This window comes from Spiribacter aquaticus, assembly GCF_007625215.1.
GTDB classification, from domain to species: Bacteria; Pseudomonadota; Gammaproteobacteria; order Nitrococcales; family Nitrococcaceae; genus Spiribacter; species Spiribacter roseus.
Genome location: NZ_VMKP01000002.1, coordinates 174,067 through 188,563, shown reverse-complemented (window position 1 = coordinate 188,563; position 14,497 = coordinate 174,067). Strand labels below are relative to the sequence as shown.

Sequence of the window (14,497 nt, the reverse complement as noted above, 5' to 3'; positions counted from 1 at the left end):
AATCATGCACAGTGAAAAACTGTTGCGTTCAGCCAAGGTCCTGACCGCGGCGTCGGCACTGGGGCTTGCGGCCGGCATGGCGTCGGCCGAGGACTACACCCGGTTCGGCATCGAGCAGGACGTCCCCGGTATGTGCAGCTACGAGTCCATTGATGCCAAGGACTACAGCGGTCGCGAATTGACCGTGATCACCCATGCGATTCCGGTCATCGGTGAGCCCACCAAGCTCCACGCCGAGCAGTTCTCGGAGCTGACCGGCGCCGACGTCGAAGTGGTGCATGTGCCGTTCGGGGACCTGTTCCAGCGCATCATGATCCCGTTCCAGACCGGTCAGGACGCCTACGACGTGCTGTTCTACGCCTCGCTGTGGCTGGGTGACTACAACCCCTATCTGGCCAATGTGCCCGAGGAGTATCAGTCCACCGCGGGTATGCAGGGCCTCACCGACACCACCCGCGATGTGGGGATGTGGGGCGGTGAGATGAAGCAGTACATCATGGATGGTGACCGCCATTACCTGAAATATCGCGAGGATATCTTCAGTGATCCGGACATGCAGGCGCGGTTCCTCGAGGAGACCGGCCGTGAGCTGGCCGTGCCCGAGACCTGGGAGGAGTACAACGAAGTCGCGCGCGTGTTCACCGGCTGGGACTGGGATGGCGACGGCGATCCCAATTATGGCTCGGCCGAGGTGGTCAAGCGTGACGATCTGATGTTCTCGGCGTTCATCAGCCGTGCGGCGCCGTACGCCAAGCATCCCGATGTCGGCGGCGGGTTCTTCTTTGATCTCGAGACCATGGAACCGCTCATCAACAACCCGGGCTGGGTCCGCGGGCTTGAGCTGTTTGTCGAGGCGCAGGACGCATTCCCCCCGGGCGGCACCAACTTTGGCCTGGGTGACGAGATCTTCTCGTTCGGCGGTGGCGAGACGCTGATGAGCTACAGCTGGGATGACGCACTCATCCAGGCGCAGCAGGCCGACAGCCCCATCCGTAACGATGTCCGCACCCAGATGCTGCCGGGCGCCCGCGAGGTGTGGAACCGTGAGACCGGCGAGTGGGACACCTTCGAGGAACCCAACCGCGCGGCCTACATTACCTGGGGCTGGACCAGCGCCGTGGCGCAGTCGAGTGAGAACAAGGACATGGCGTTCGACTATCTGTGCTTTTTCTCCAATGAGGCCAATACCCGTCACGATCTGCAGATCGGGCGATTCGGCGTCAATCCCTACCGCACCGATCACTTCGACGCCGACTTCTGGGCGGACGATCTGGGCTGGGATCGGGACATGGCCGAGCAGTATGTGGAAACGCTCGAGCGCATCGACAGCTACGACAATCGGGTCTTTGACCTGCGTGTCCCGGGTGTCGGCCAGTTCATGACCTCACTCGCGGCCGGTGTGGCCGAGGCGGTCGCCGGTCAGGCGACGCCGCAGGCGGCGCTGGATGGGGTTGCCGAGGAGTGGTCGCGGATTGTCGATCGGATCGGCAAGGACCGTGTCCGCGAGGCCTACGCCAACGTGGTCGAGATCGAGGACGCGCGCTAGCTCGTCATTCCGGGGGCGGTCCGGCGCGGTCGGGCCGCCCCTTCTGACCGAGTCGATGACGGTTTCGACGTGCGGAGCGGGGGCCCATGTACCGACAGAAACATCTTTTTCTCCTGCCCGGTCTGCTGGTGCTGGTGGCGATCATCATCTTTCCGCTGCTGTTCACCATCCGGGTCAGTTTTTCCAGCTGGGACGTCTTCCAGCCCGAGCTGGACTGGATCGCCGGTGGCAACTATGGCCGGCTGCTCGAGGACGCGCGCTACTGGGGTGCGCTGGGACGCCTGATGGTCATGGCGGTGGGGACGGTGCTGATCCAGTACGTCCTCGGTTTTGGCCTGGCCCTGCTGGTCTGGGGCGATCTGAAGGCACGGCGGTTTTTCCGGGTGCTGTTTCTGGTGCCGATGATGACAACGCCAGTGGTCATGTCGGTGATCTGGCGCACCGTGTTCCATGAAAGCATCGGCCCACTCAATGGCCTGCTCCAGGCGCTGGGGCTGCAGGGCGTGCCCTGGCTGTCCGAGCCGGCGCTGGCATTCGCCAGCGTGATGATGGTCGAGATCTGGCAGTGGACGCCGTTCATGTTCCTGTTGCTGCTGGCGGGTCTGGTGTCGTTGCCGCGCGAGCCGTATCTGGCGGCCAGGATCGATGGTGCGGGCCCGATCCGGACATTTTTTGCCGTGACCTTCCCGGCCATGGCGGGCATCTCCATCGCGGCCATCCTGATCCGGCTGATCGAGGCCTCGAAGATCATGGAGTCGGTGTATGTCATGACCTCGGGCGGGCCGGGCACCGCGACCGAGACCTCCACCTACTACATCTACATCCGCGGGTTGCGCGACTTTCAGCTGGGGTACGCGTCGGCGCTGTCAGTGACCTATCTGGTGATCATGATCATCAGCCTGACGATCATCGCCAAGGTGCTCGTGAGGCTCTTCGTGAAGGATCGAACATGAAAACCCTCTATCTGGCGATCAAGTACCTCGCGATCCTGTTGTGGTCGTGTTTTGTCCTGTTCCCGTTTCTCTGGGCGGTGACGACCTCGTTCAAGACCGCCAACGGCGTGACCGGCGGCGCGACCTGGATCCCCTGGCTGCAGTACAAGCCGAGCCTGCAGGGCTGGCAGTCGCTGTTTGGCGGCTCGGGCGGCACGGATATCAGCGGACCGTATCTGAACAGCATCATCGTCACCGGTTCGGCGTCATTGATCAGCATTGTCCTCGGCACGCTCGCCGCCTACGGCCTGTCGCGGTTCACCTTCCGGGCCGGCTTCATCCGCAATGCCGATATCACCTTCTTTTTCATCTCGCAGCGGATCATGCCGCCGATCGTCCTGGCGATTCCGTTCTTTCTGCTGCTGCGCCAGCTGGGGCTGCTGGATACGCTGGCCGGGCTGATTCTGGTGTACATCGCGCTGCTGCTGCCCATCGCGGTCTGGGTGATGGTGGATTTTTTCAACAACGTGCCGCGCCAGCTCGATGAGATGGCATGGCTGGACGGCTGTACGCCGCTGACGACGTTCTATCGGGTGATCCTGCCCAATTCCGTACCGGGGCTGATCGTCGCCGGTATGTTCTGCCTGATCTTTGGCTGGAATGACTTCTTTTTCGCCTTCACGCTCACGTTCACCGACACCCAGCTGCTGCCGGTGGCGATCGTCGCGCTCAACTCGTCGGTCACGCCGTGGTGGTCGCTGTCGGCGTCCGCTCTCATCTCCGTCGCTCCGCTGATCCTCTTGGCCTTCGTGGTCGAGCGTTTCCTGTCGCGGGGCGGCCTGGCCGGTGCTGTGAGGTAGTCCCATGTCGGCATTGACGTTGCAGAACATCAACTTAAGCGTCAGGGACGAGACCTGGCTGGATGACATCTCGCTGCATCTTGAACCGGGCGCGCTCTACACCCTGCTGGGGCGCACGGGGGCCGGCAAGACCAGTCTGATACGGGCCATTGCCGGTCTCGAGACGCTGGATGCGGGACACATCGAGCATGGCGGGAGGCGCTGGGACGGTCTGGCCCCCTGGCGCCGCCCGGTGGCCATGGTCTATCAGCAGTTCATCAACTACCCGCATCTCTCGGTGCTCGACAACGTGGCGTTCCCGCTGCGTCGTGCCGGTGTCGCCGCCGCGCCCGCGCGTGAGCGGGCCTGGCAGACCATCGAGCGGGTGGGGCTTGCAGCCATGGCGGACCGCCGTCCGGGTGCGCTGTCCGGCGGGCAGCAGCAGCGGGTCGCCATCGCCCGGGCGCTGACCAAGGATGCCCCGGTGCTGTTGCTCGACGAGCCGCTGGTCAACCTTGACTACAAGCTGCGCGAGCAGATGCGTGAGGATCTGGTCGAGCTGCTTGAGGGGCGACGCTCGACCATCGTGATCTATGCCAGTACCGAGCCGTCCGAGGCGCTGCAGATGAGCGCCCGGCTGCTGGTCATGGAAGAGGGGCGGGTCGTCCAGGAGGGCCCGCCCCGCGCCGTCTTTGACGCGCCGGCGAGCGTGGGCGCCGCGCGGGTCGTCAACGACCCACCGGTCAATATCCTATCAATGACGCTGGATAGCGACGCCGCGGAGGTGGAAAGCCTGGGCTGGTTCTCCCTCGAGACCCTGTTCGGCGTCGAACGCCTCGGGCTGCTGGGGGATCAGGGCCTGTCCCCCGGACAGTACTATCTGGGCCTGCGCGCCAGCGATCTGGCGCTCGCGCCCGAAGGCCGCCCGGCGGTGGTCACGCTCACCGAGGTCAGCGGCTCGGAGACCGTCACCCATCTGGACATGGCCGGCTGTCATCTGGTGCTGCACGAGCGGGCGGTGGTCAATCATCCGGTGGGCAGCCAGATCCACATCCGGCCGCGGCTCTCGACGGTATTCGTATTCGATCGCAATGGCCGGCGCGTGCATGTCGCGCACCCCGGTCAGCGCGCGGACTCAAGGCAGTAACACCCATGGCGGAGATCCACCTCGAATCCCTTGCGCATTCCTACGACCCGGCGGCGGCGTCGCCGGAGTACGCGCTCAAACCGCTCGATATGACCTGGCGCAATGGCGAGACCTACGCGCTGCTTGGCCCCTCGGGCTGCGGCAAGAGCACCATGCTCAACATCATCTCCGGCCTGATCCAGCCCAGCCACGGGCGGGTGCTGTTCGATGGCGAGGATGTCACCACGCGCGGCACAGCGGCCCGCAACATCGCACAGGTCTTTCAGGTGCCGGTCATCTATCGGTCCATGACGGTGCGCCAGAATCTGGCGTTTCCACTGGTCTGCCGGCGTCGTCAACGCGCGGAGATTGATCGGCGGGTGGGCGATGTGGCCGAGCTGCTGGGGCTGGAACATGTGCTCAACCGCCCAGCGGTGGCGCTCACCGCCGATCAGAAGCAGCTCGTCTCGTTGGGGCGGGGACTGGTGCGTGACGATGTCAGTGCATTGCTGCTCGATGAGCCGCTCACGGTCATCGATCCGCAGCTTAAGTTCGAGCTGCGCCGCAAGCTCAAGGCCGTCAATCAGGCCTTCAACATCACCATGGTCCTGGTCACCCACGACCAGAACGAGGCGCTGACCTTCGCGCGCAGCATCATTGTGATGAACCATGGCGAGATCGTGCAGCAGGGCGATCCGCAGACCCTGTTTGATAATCCGCGCACCGAGCATGTCGGCTACTTCATCGGTTCACCGGCGATGAACTTCCTCCCCGCGGTGAGGCAAGCCGATGCGCTGGGCGTGCTGGGTGGTCAGCTGCAGGTACCGATGACCCCGGCCATGGCGGGCAGTGATGATCTGAAAATCGCCTTCCGCCCCGAGCATGTCAACCTCGGTGGCGAAGGGCATCGCGTGAGGGCCCGCGTGGAGCGGGTCTGGTTCGAGGGGCTGGATCAGGTCCTCGAGCTGGACAGCGGCGGCACCCGGTTTCGGGCGCGGCTCGACGACTGGCGCGGGGTACTCGGCGATGACATCGAGCTGCGCGTGATGGATCGCCACCTGCGGGTGTTCTGTGATGGGAGTCTGGTGGAGAGCCGTTGAGAGTCAGCCGAACCCGTAGGCCTGACCGGCCTCCTTGGCCTTGTACATGGCCCGATCGGCGCGGCGCACGAGCGCATCCCAGTCCCTGTCCTCGCTGGGCGTGACGACGATCCCGGCACTGGCGCCGACCCGAAAGGTCAGTTGCCGGTGGCCGCTGCTCACGGTCATGGGCTGGCTGATGCCCTCAATCAGCCGGTTGGCGATAATGCCGGCCTCCTCACGTGCCGTGTCCGCATCGCTGTCGAGGTCGCGGGCGATGACGACGAACTCGTCGCCGCCGTAACGGTAGCCTGCATCATCAGGGCGCTGGAGGCTGTTGATGCGCTCGCCGAGCCGTGACAGGACGCGGTCACCCACCGGATGCCCGTGGCTGTCATTGATCTCCTTGAAGTGGTTCAGATCAATGAAGATAAGGGCGGCGTGAGAGGGCGGGTGGGCGTCGGTGCCGCGTCCCGGTCCGGTTGTCCGCGCCATGGTCATGTGCAGGCTGTGGCGGTTGGGCATCTGGGTGACCGGGTCGTACAGGGCGCGGCGCGCCTGCCGGTCGAGGTCGCGTTTATCGAGGGTGAACGCGACCACATTGGCGACATTGCGGATCAGATCAATCTCGCCGGTCAGGAAATGGCGATGGGAATGCACCGAGTCGTAGCCCATGAACCCCGCCACCTCGCCATTCATGACCATGGGCACGGCCAGCAGTGACCGTATGCCTTGGGCCTGCAGCGTGGCCTTTTCGGGACGGCGATCGGGCAGGGCGTCGACGTCGGGGATCTCCACGACGCCGTGTTCATCAAAAGCCGACCACCAGTCCTCTGCAATGTCGACAGGCAGGTCCTGGAGCATATGAATGACCGGATCGACGCCCGCCGCGCACCACTCATGGGTATTATCCAGCGCGTGACCGTCACGAATGCGGAAGATGTAGGTGCGGTCGGAGTCGGTAAACCGGCCGAGCCGCCCCAGTGCATCATGAATGGCGGCGTCAAGTTCGTCGGGACGCGCGCTCAGGAGATCGTTGACGATCTCCATACTGAGTCGCAATCCCTCACTGAGCCGCTCACTGGTCTGGGCTTTCGGTTCCAAGGCGGCCTCTCAAACTGCCAGGTAGGTGTCGTTATCACGAAAGCAGATGCGGTTGCGACCGCCTTCCTTGGCGGCATACAGCGCCTTGTCGGCGCGATTGAGGAGCGCTTCCTGATCAGTGGCGTCGTTGCTGTGGGCGAGGCCCATGCTGACACTGATGCCAATGACCGAGTCCCGCCATGGGACAGTGATATCGCGGGTCGCCTGTTGCAGGCGGACGGCGATGCGCTTCATGGCGGCGAGGTCGATACCGGTGGTGATCACCAGGAATTCCTCGCCCCCGGAGCGGCAGAGCGTTTCGCCCTGACGGATGACGCCCGACCAGACGCTCGCGACTTCGGCGAGCAGGCGGTCGCCGGCGGCGTGGCCATGGTGGTCGTTGATGCGCTTGAAATGGTCAAGATCGAGGGCAATGATCCCTACCGCCGGGCCACCGCGGGACCACTGCGCCCACGCCCGCTCCAGCTCGGCCATTCCGGCGCGGCGATTGGGCAGGCCGGTCAGCGTATCGGTCATGGACAGGGTCTCGAACTTGCGGCGGCTGATCACCAGCTGGTTCGCCGTGCGCCGCAGATCACGCCGGTCTGAGAGCCAGAGCGATTTAAGCTCGGCCAGCCGATGCGCCGGGGCCAGCCGGTCTGCCAGAGACTCAGCGGCCATTTCCCTTTCGAGGTACATATCGATGCCGGCTGCATACAACGGCGCCTGTGCCGGCTCATCAAGATGATCGCCGATCAGCACGATATAAACGGCGCGTCCCCATTCGGTGGAGCGGATCAGGCGCAGCAGTCTCTCCGCGGATCCGGTAATCGCCGCCTGGTCGATCACCAGCAGATCGGGCTGGTGTTCAACGGCGGTACGCAGCATCTGCTCCTGATCATCGCGGTGACAGGTGCCGAACCCCGCTGCCTCCAGCGGTTCGGTCAGTGGCGGATCCGAGGGCGTCTGCAGGACCAGTGCCCGCTTGCGCCCATCCTCATGGGGGTCGTCATGGCGATCGGCGGCCTGCGTCTCGGGGGCGGAATCAGGCCCGACCGGGTGCGATTCGGGCAGGCTGAATACCTGCGACCAGCTGAGCCATTCGTTGATGGCGTCGGCGAACCGGGCGCGGAGTCTCTGGCTATCCATATCCAGGGCGTCATGTGCCAGCGCCGTCACGCGATCAAGCGTCTCGTCATCGAGTGCGGCATCACGGGTCTGAAACCCCTGATTGGCCAGTCGGTAGGCGATATGAAGCAGTGCGGCAATGCGAAACCGGCGGCCGTCAGCGACGTCGCCGACTCGATCCAGTGACTCGTGGTGGACGGCGGGCCGGGCCAGCGGCTCGGGCACGCCGTAATCACGCATCAGTTCGTAGGACAGGTCGTTGTGATCAAAGCCGAAGCGGTGGCGCTCCTCGGCAACAAGGCTCGGGCTTGAGCCGGTCAGGATCTGTGTGTATTCCTGCGGATAGACCGTCGCGAGCGCCAGGCAGCCGACGCGCGCCAGCAACGCGCAGGCGAACAGATCCTCGGGAGGTGCGGTGTTGGATTGACTGGCGAGCTGGCGGGCGAGCATCGCCACCAGCAGCGAGTGCGAGGCGAAGCCCGCATAGTCAAAGGCTTCGCACTGTCGCTCCTGCTCGGGGTCGACCAGGGAAAAGGCCACCGCCACCTGCTTGACCGTCTCGAGCCCCAGGCGGGCGACGGCCTCGCGGATGGAGACCACCGGGCGGCCGGCCCTGGAGGCCGCATTGGCCAGGCGTAGCAGGCGCCCACTGAGAGCGGGATCGGTCTCGACCAGCCTGGCGATCTGAGTGATCGACGGCGTGTCGCTATTCCACAGCTGCATGATCGCCAGCGCCACCCCATTGGGGCTGGGCAGCTCATCCGCCGCATCCTTGAGGATCAGTCGCGATTGGTCCATGCGCTCAGTCAGGCTCTCCCCGCCGGTTCATCAATGCCGTCTCCACTACGATATCTGATTCGAGCGTTTGATGAACGGGGCATTTATCGGCGATTTCAAGTAATCGCTGACGCTGCTCGTCGCTGAGGTCGCCAGTCAGGTGGATGCGCCGATGGAACACGTCGACGCGTGAGCCGCTCTCGCTGCAGTGTTCGCAGTCGGTGCGATGGGATTTGTCGTGGGTGACATCCGTGTAGACATGCGTGAGCGGCAGGTTCTTGCGCCGGGCATACATCCGCAGGGTCATGCTGGTGCAGGCGCCAAGGCCGGCGGCCACCAGCTGATAGGGCGAGGGGCCGCGATCGGTGCCACCCAGGTTGGTGGGCTCGTCGGCGGTCAGCAGATGCTTGCCGGAGACACTGATGGACTGGCGAAAGCCCTTTGCACTGACTTCCGAAACCCGCGTCACCCCCTCGGGCGCCGCGGCAGGCGGGCGCTCCTCGGTCAGTGACAGATAGCGGACGGCCCAGGCCCCGATGACATCGGCGGCGTATTCCGCGTCGTCGGCGTCGGTGATCAGATGATCGGCATGATCCAGTGTGATGAAGCTTTTCGGATGCATCGCGCCCTGGAAGATCTCCGCGGCATTGCGGATGCCCACCGTGGTGTCATGGGGGGAGTGCAGTATCAGCAGGGCCGCGTCCAGATGCTTGAGCGCATCGTCGATCTTCGCCTCGGTGATGTCATCGAGAAACTGCCGCCGGATGGTGAACGCGCGCCCCGCCAGGTCGACTTTGGCTTCGCCGGTCTCGCGGATGGTCTCGAGCTGCTCGGCGAAAAGTCTGGAGACATGGCTGGGATCGGCCGGCGCGCCAATGGTGACCACCGCGCGTACGCCTTCGATCTGTGGAGCGGCCTTGATCACGGCGGCGCCGCCCAGTGAATGGCCGATGAGCAGCTGCGGGACACCCACCGCCTCGCGGAGGTAGTCGGCGGCATAGCGCAGGTCGTCGACATTGGAGGTGAAGTTGGTGTTCTCGAACTCCCCGTCGGAGTGGCCGAGGCCGGTGAAATCAAAGCGCAGTACCGCGATGCCCTGGGCGGCGAGGCGACCGGCGATGCGTCGCGCGGCGGGGATGTCCTTGGAGCAGGTAAAGCAGTGCGCGAACAGCGCCACCGCCCGCACCGGTCCATCCGGCCAGTCGAGCCGGGCGTTCAGGCGGGTACCGTCATGGCCGGTGAAGGTGACTTTCTGTGTGCTCATCAGTGATGCTCCCGGTCAGTGCGAATCATTCGATGGTGGATCATCAACGGCGGGCAGACCGCCCCGCAGGCTGCGCACCAGGCGGGGAAGGAAGGCCAGTCCCGCGACCAGCGCGATGGCGATCAGCGCTGCCTGCACCACATTGCCACCCCCAATCAGTGCCTGGCGGCCGGCATGCCCGATCCACACATAGGCCAGCGCGCCGGGGGCCATCGCGACCATTGAGGTCAAGACATAGACGCGCAGCCTGATGCGGGTCAGCCCGAGCATGTAGTTGAGGAGGTTGAAGGGGACCAGCGGCACCAGCCGCATGAGCGCCACAAAACGCCAGCCCTCCCGATCAATCCCGGCCTGCAGGCGGTTGAGCCGGGCGCCGCTGCGCCGCTCGATGGCGGGCCCCAGGCCGTGACGGGCGGCCGCAAAGGCGAGGGTTGCCCCGACAGTGGCACCCATCAGGCTGTAGAGCGTGCCCCAGAGCGGCCCGAACAGCGCGCCGCCACTGATGGTGAAAACCAGGCCCGGCAGAAACGCGACGGTCCCCAGCGCATAGGCGGCGACAAAACCGAGGCCCGCCCAGGGCCCCATTCCATTGACCCAGGCCGCAATGGCCTCGCGACTGATCTGGTCGCGGACGCTCAGCCCGATGGCGATAGCCGCGACGACCGCACCCACCAGAAGCCAGCGCCGGGTCATGGCAGCACCCGGTGAATCCATCGCACCGCCCGCCGGGTGCGCGGCGAAAACAATGACGGGGCGTAGTAAGCGCCCGCCGCGCGTTTGATGATCTGGGCCAGCGTGGGATAGGCATGCACCATCCCGGCGAGACGCCGCAGCGGCACCTTCTCGGCAATGGCGAGGCCCAGCTCGTGGATGATCTCGCCGGCGTGGGGAGCGAGCAGGCTGGCGCCGATGATCCGCCCGCGATGGATCAGCAGCTGCAGTTCACCGGTGGATTCACCATCGGCGATGGCGCGATCGACATCGGCCAAGGCAAAACAGGCGCGCTCGTAGCGCAGGCCCGCGGCATCGGCCGCGGCCCGGGTCATCCCGACCTGAGCGAGCGCCGGGTCGGTATACGTTACCCACGGCACAGCGGTGTAATCGACCTTTCGTGGCAGCCGAAAGATCGCGTTGCTGATGATGATCCCGGCCTGGTACTCGGCCATATGGGTGAACGGGTAGGGCCCGGCGCAGTCGCCGATGGCGTAGATGTGTCGCTGGCGCGTCCGCAGGCGTCGATCCACTTCGAGGGTGCCATCGGCGTTGATCGCGAGGCCCGCCGCCTCAGGGTTGAGGGACGCGGTATTCGCGCGTCGCCCGGTGGCCACGAGCACCCGATCAAAAGCCAGTGTCTCGGGCCCGGTATCGGCCACGAGGTCGAGCAGGGCGCAGTCCTGATCCCGCCGCGCCCCGGTCACGTTGGTTTCCAGACGCAGGTCGACCCCTTCGTCGCGCAGGTGGGCGCCCAGCCTATCGGCAAGCGCTGGCTCGTCACGGGGCAGGATGCGGGGACCAGCCTCGATCAGGGTCACCCGGCTGCCGAGTCGGGCGAAGGCCTGCGCGAGTTCCGTGCCGATGGGTCCGCCGCCGATTACGGCCAGACGCTCGGCCAGATCACGAACATCAAACACATTGTGATGGGTCAGGTAGTCGATTGTCTCCAGCCCGGGGATGGGGGGAATCGTGGGGCTCGAGCCGGTGGCGATCACGAATCGACGGCCGCGGACCGCCTGGCCCTTGACGACGACGGTCTGCTGATCGCGAAAGGCCGCCTCACCGAAGCGCACATCGACCCCGTAACCGCGGAAGCGCGCCGGGTCGTCATGTTGCTGGATGCGGTCGATGACGCTGCGCACCCGATCCATGACCGCGCTCAGATCGGTGGATGACGCTGTCGCCTTGATGCCGAACGCCTCCGCGTGACGCACGGCGTGGGCGATGGAGGCGCTGCGGATCAGGGCCTTGCTGGGCACGCAGCCCGCGTGCAGGCAGTCACCGCCGAGTGCGGGTTCGCGCTCGATCAGCACCACATCCAGCCCCAGTTGGCCGGCGACGCTGGCGGTGACCAGTCCACCGACGCCGCCGCCGATGATCACCAGATCGTGGGCGTTACGCATGATTCATGACTCCGGTAGTAGTCGAATTGTGCCGTAGAGCGCTTCCGCGCGATCGCCGGTGTTATCACAGTCGGTCATCAGCGCCAGTGCATTAATACGCTTGACGGAACGACCATGCAGCTGTTGGAAATCCTTGCGAAGGTTGCGGCGGTGGACGTGCCAGCCGTCCTTGCCGGTGCGCGAGCCATCGAGTGAGTCGACGACCACCATCTGCGCCTGGCCGGCGAAGGCGTTGGGCCACTGTGCGCCGGGCCGGGCGCGGGTGCTGCTGACATAGTTGATGGCGCGGGTCCGCCAGCGAAGGATGGCATGTTCGTCGACGGCGTAGAGTCGGGCGGCATAGTCGTCGCCGGACTGGCGGCGCGGATCGCCGGTTTCCACCGCATCAACCACCCGCCAGCGCCATTCAATGACCGGGGTTTCACTCAGGTCGACGCCGTTTGTGTAGACGAGGCCCGAGGCCGTGCCGTTTTCGCAGACCGCCCGCACCGCTGTGCCATGACGGGTTTCTGTCAGCGCATAGTCAGTTTCGCCGGCGAACGAATGCGCCTGCCAGTCGATGATGGCCTCGGGTGTCAGGCGCATGTCGGCATCCGCGGTCTGCGCGATGACAGCGCCCAGGGCGAGTGCGATGCAACGCATGACGCCGCTCATGTCGCCTCGAGGCGTTGTTCCAGCCAGTCGGTCTGGAAGTCGCTGGCGGTCATCGGCCGGGCCAGGAGGAATCCCTGCGCCACTTGGCAGCGGCGGTCACGCAGCCAGTCGAACTGCGACTGGGTCTCCACCCCCTCGGCCACCACCGTCAGGTTGAGCTGGCGCGCCAGCTCAAGCGTGGCGCGCAGGATGGCGCGGGCCTTCGCGACGTCGCCGTCGATCGAGCGGATGAAACTCTGATCGATTTTCAGGGTGCTGAGCGGCAGGTTCTGCACATACCGCAGCGATGAGTGGCCGGTGCCAAAGTCGTCCAGGGCCAGCGAGATGCCCGCGGCATCCAGGATCTGCAGGTTCTCGAGGCACGTTTCCGAGTCCTCGAGCGCCTCAGACTCGGTGATCTCCACGGTCATCATGGACGGATCGGCGTCATGGGCCGCGAGCCGGTCGAGGATCTCCCGGGCCGTGCCCTCCATCATCAGGCTGAGGACCGAGAGATTGACCGAGAGCTTCAGATCGTAGCCCTGACGCTGCCAGTCGGCGAGCTGCGCCGCCGCCTGGTCAAACACCCAGCCATCGAGCTTGCGCACCAGGCCGGCGGCCTCGGCGACGGGGACGAATTCACCGGGGCTGATGCGGCCGAATTCGGGGTGATCCCAGCGCAACAGCACCTCGGCGCCCCACAGGCGGCCGTCGCTGAGCCGGCATTGGGGCTGGTAGGCGAGCGAGAGGCCGGTGGGCGTATCAAGCTCGCGGTGCAGGGCCTGGGTCAGTCCAGCCCGGCGGCTGAAGATGTCGCGCATCTGCGTATCGAAGCTGATTGCCTGATTGCGCCCCTGATGCTTGGCCGACTCCACGGCGATCTCCGCGTTCTGGATCAGCTCCCGCGGCGTCACCCCATCGCCGGGCGCCCACACCACGCCGGCACTCACCGTGGTCAACACCACGTAGGAGTCGATGCCGTGGGGTTCCCTGGCTGCCTTGAGCAACTCATCCGCCCGGGACATGACATCGGCCCGGCCGGCAGGCGGCAGGACGATCACAAATTCGTCCCCGGCCACACGGGCCATGACCTCCGACGGCCGGGTGGCCGATGACAGGCGCCGGGCCAGCGAGCGCAGTACCGCATCCCCCGCAGCGTAACCGAGCGTGCCGTTGATGTTTTTCAGATTGTCGATGTCCATCGAAATGAGCGCGAACGACTGGCCGCTCTGCTGCGCGTTGGCGAGGCGGGCCTCGACGGCCTCGGTCAGGCTGAGGCGGCTGCCGACGCCGGTCAGCGTGTCGGTCATGGACAGGCGCTCGAGGCGTTCTTTCTGCTCGATGGACTGGCCGACGCCCACCTCCATCCAGCGCGCAAGGGCGGCGCCGAGGAGGTTGACCCCGACCAGCGCCGGGACGGTCGCCAGCGCGTCGGCGCGGGCTTCGGCCGGGAACAGGAGGATCGTCACCAGCGCCAGTGACAGGAATGCGCCAAAGCCAAAATAATTCCACGGTGGGCGCAGGTCGATCCGCGACTCGATGACCCGCCAGATCAGTCCGACGAGTGCGGCGAGCGTGAGGGTCGCCATACCCACGAACATGCCGGTGCCACCGAGCATGATCCGCGCGGGCAGTGTCACGACCAGCGCCGCGCCGGCACCCCGCCAGCCGCCCAGCAACCCGGCGAATCCCATTAGCAGGACACGGGCATCGATCAGCACGCCGGGCCGGATTTCCACCGGCTGGACCATCAGCAGGATAGTGCCTGCACCCAGCATGGCGCCCAGCGCGATCGAGCGCTTGTTATCGCTATGGAGCCGGTCGCGCAGGTGGTGATGATAGATCAGGGCGACGGCGGCAAAGGTGACCAGACCGAGCACGGCGGCCGGTAGCGCCGGGACAATCATAGCGTGGCCGGCTGCCGGGGTTCGCGACGTGTTGGTGAGGCTTGTCGTGCCGGCATGGATTTCCCT

The 14,497-nt window shown here is 65.5% G+C and carries 12 protein-coding genes; 5 read left to right on the top strand and 7 right to left on the bottom strand.

Annotation, left to right across the window (positions count from 1 at the left end):
* Window positions 1–4: 4 nt before the first annotated feature.
* The 5 genes from FPL11_RS04250 to FPL11_RS04230 all read left to right on the top strand — a co-directional run bounded on the left by FPL11_RS04250 (window position 5) and on the right by FPL11_RS04230 (window position 5,543).
* Window positions 5–1,546, top strand: a complete 1,542-nt coding sequence (locus FPL11_RS04250; RefSeq protein WP_144347556.1) for an ABC transporter substrate-binding protein — start codon at window positions 5–7, stop codon at window positions 1,544–1,546.
* A gap of 86 nt (window positions 1,547–1,632) precedes the next feature.
* The gene (locus FPL11_RS04245) at window positions 1,633–2,499 is read left to right on the top strand and encodes a carbohydrate ABC transporter permease (RefSeq protein WP_144347555.1); all 867 of its coding nucleotides are present in this window, start codon (window positions 1,633–1,635) and stop codon (window positions 2,497–2,499) included.
* Entirely contained in the window at window positions 2,496–3,338 is an 843-nt protein-coding gene (locus FPL11_RS04240; protein WP_110883346.1) for a carbohydrate ABC transporter permease, read from the top strand. Before FPL11_RS04245 ends, FPL11_RS04240 begins: the two co-directional genes overlap by 4 nt.
* Window positions 3,339–3,342: 4 nt before the next feature.
* Window positions 3,343–4,464 (top strand): ABC transporter ATP-binding protein, encoded by a 1,122-nt coding sequence (locus FPL11_RS04235; protein ID WP_144347554.1) that lies wholly within the window; start codon window positions 3,343–3,345, stop codon window positions 4,462–4,464.
* 5 nt (window positions 4,465–4,469) lie between these two features.
* On the top strand, window positions 4,470–5,543 hold the full coding sequence (locus FPL11_RS04230; protein WP_144347553.1) for an ABC transporter ATP-binding protein: 1,074 nt from the start codon (window positions 4,470–4,472) through the stop codon (window positions 5,541–5,543).
* A gap of 3 nt (window positions 5,544–5,546) precedes the next feature.
* Here the strand turns inward: FPL11_RS04230 and FPL11_RS04225 are convergent, their stop codons facing one another.
* From FPL11_RS04225 to FPL11_RS04195, 7 genes are read right to left on the bottom strand one after another with little or no spacing between them, the layout of a single operon-like run.
* Complete coding sequence (locus FPL11_RS04225) at window positions 5,547–6,626, bottom strand: sensor domain-containing diguanylate cyclase (protein WP_144347552.1); 1,080 nt, start codon at window positions 6,624–6,626, stop codon at window positions 5,547–5,549.
* Window positions 6,627–6,635: 9 nt separating this feature from the next.
* Entirely contained in the window at window positions 6,636–8,531 is a 1,896-nt protein-coding gene (locus FPL11_RS04220) for a sensor domain-containing diguanylate cyclase (protein ID WP_144347551.1), read from the bottom strand.
* A 4-nt stretch (window positions 8,532–8,535) separates the two neighbouring features.
* Window positions 8,536–9,774, bottom strand: a complete 1,239-nt coding sequence (locus tag FPL11_RS04215) for a bifunctional alpha/beta hydrolase/OsmC family protein (RefSeq protein WP_144347550.1) — start codon at window positions 9,772–9,774, stop codon at window positions 8,536–8,538.
* A 15-nt stretch (window positions 9,775–9,789) separates the two neighbouring features.
* Entirely contained in the window at window positions 9,790–10,467 is a 678-nt protein-coding gene (locus FPL11_RS04210; RefSeq protein ID WP_235011830.1) for a TVP38/TMEM64 family protein, read from the bottom strand.
* On the bottom strand, window positions 10,464–11,891 hold the full coding sequence (locus tag FPL11_RS04205; protein WP_144347548.1) for a dihydrolipoyl dehydrogenase family protein: 1,428 nt from the start codon (window positions 11,889–11,891) through the stop codon (window positions 10,464–10,466). Before FPL11_RS04205 ends, FPL11_RS04210 begins: the two co-directional genes overlap by 4 nt.
* A 3-nt stretch (window positions 11,892–11,894) precedes the next feature.
* The gene (locus FPL11_RS04200) at window positions 11,895–12,545 is read right to left on the bottom strand and encodes a DUF3047 domain-containing protein (protein ID WP_144347547.1); all 651 of its coding nucleotides are present in this window, start codon (window positions 12,543–12,545) and stop codon (window positions 11,895–11,897) included.
* A complete protein-coding gene (locus FPL11_RS04195; RefSeq protein ID WP_159308464.1) occupies window positions 12,542–14,431 on the bottom strand; it encodes a putative bifunctional diguanylate cyclase/phosphodiesterase in 1,890 nt (629 codons plus the stop codon). The genes FPL11_RS04200 and FPL11_RS04195 overlap by 4 nt, the downstream gene beginning before the upstream one ends.
* Window positions 14,432–14,497 lie beyond the last annotated feature (66 nt).

Coding starts and splice junctions, on each gene's coding strand:
- FPL11_RS04250 (WP_144347556.1), top strand. CDS start 5: ATGCACAGTGAAAAACTGTTGCGTTCAGCCAAGGTCCTGACCGCGGCG.
- FPL11_RS04245 (WP_144347555.1), top strand. CDS start 1,633: ATGTACCGACAGAAACATCTTTTTCTCCTGCCCGGTCTGCTGGTGCTG.
- FPL11_RS04240 (WP_110883346.1), top strand. CDS start 2,496: ATGAAAACCCTCTATCTGGCGATCAAGTACCTCGCGATCCTGTTGTGG.
- FPL11_RS04235 (WP_144347554.1), top strand. CDS start 3,343: ATGTCGGCATTGACGTTGCAGAACATCAACTTAAGCGTCAGGGACGAG.
- FPL11_RS04230 (WP_144347553.1), top strand. CDS start 4,470: ATGGCGGAGATCCACCTCGAATCCCTTGCGCATTCCTACGACCCGGCG.
- FPL11_RS04220 (WP_144347551.1), bottom strand. CDS start 8,531: ATGGACCAATCGCGACTGATCCTCAAGGATGCGGCGGATGAGCTGCCC.
- FPL11_RS04215 (WP_144347550.1), bottom strand. CDS start 9,774: ATGAGCACACAGAAAGTCACCTTCACCGGCCATGACGGTACCCGCCTG.
- FPL11_RS04210 (WP_235011830.1), bottom strand. CDS start 10,467: ATGACCCGGCGCTGGCTTCTGGTGGGTGCGGTCGTCGCGGCTATCGCC.
- FPL11_RS04205 (WP_144347548.1), bottom strand. CDS start 11,891: ATGCGTAACGCCCACGATCTGGTGATCATCGGCGGCGGCGTCGGTGGA.
- FPL11_RS04200 (WP_144347547.1), bottom strand. CDS start 12,545: ATGAGCGGCGTCATGCGTTGCATCGCACTCGCCCTGGGCGCTGTCATC.
- FPL11_RS04195 (WP_159308464.1), bottom strand. CDS start 14,431: ATGATTGTCCCGGCGCTACCGGCCGCCGTGCTCGGTCTGGTCACCTTT.